The organism is Dysgonomonas mossii, from assembly GCF_004569505.1.
Taxonomy (GTDB): Bacteria; Bacteroidota; Bacteroidia; order Bacteroidales; family Dysgonomonadaceae; genus Dysgonomonas.
The window spans coordinates 1-539 of record NZ_SPPK01000032.1 but is presented as its reverse complement, the minus strand read 5'-3'; the positions used below and the strand labels follow the sequence as shown (position 1 = coordinate 539).

The 539-nt window shown below is 70.9% G+C and carries 1 protein-coding gene; it reads right to left on the bottom strand.

Annotation, left to right across the window (positions count from 1 at the left end; genetic code table 11):
* A partial coding sequence (locus tag E4T88_RS18820) for a tripartite tricarboxylate transporter substrate-binding protein (protein WP_260393728.1) occupies window positions 1-539 on the bottom strand: 539 nt, incomplete at both ends.

Sequence of the window (539 nt, the reverse complement as noted above, 5' to 3'; positions counted from 1 at the left end):
AGCCGGCCGCGCGGCGAGCTGAGCGCGATCGCCCTCAGCTTGCCGGCGCGGATGTGCGGCAGGGCCGCGACCACGTCGGCGAACATGATGCCCAGCTGCCCGCCGAGCAGGTCGGTGACTGCGGGCGAGCTGCCGCGGTAGGGCACGTGCTGCATGTCCACCTTGGCCATGCTCTTGAACAGCTCCCCCGACAGGTGGATGGAGCTGCCGCTGCCCGAGGAGCCGAAGTTGATCTTGCCCGGGTTGGCCTTGGCATAGGCGATCAGCTCCTGCACCGTCTTGAAGGGCTGCGCGGGGTTGGCGACCAGCAGGTTGGGCACGTTGGCCACGCGGGTCAGGGGCGCGAAGTCCTTCACGGGATCGAAGGGCATCTTCCTGTAGAGCGCTGCGTTGATGGCGTGGGTGCCCACCGTGCCCATGAAGAGCGTGTAGCCGTCGGCCGGCGCGCGCGCCGCCACCTGGCCGCCGATGTTGCCGCCCGCGCCGCCGCGGTTGTCCACCACCACGGCCTGGCCCAGCTCGCCGCCCATGCCCTGGGC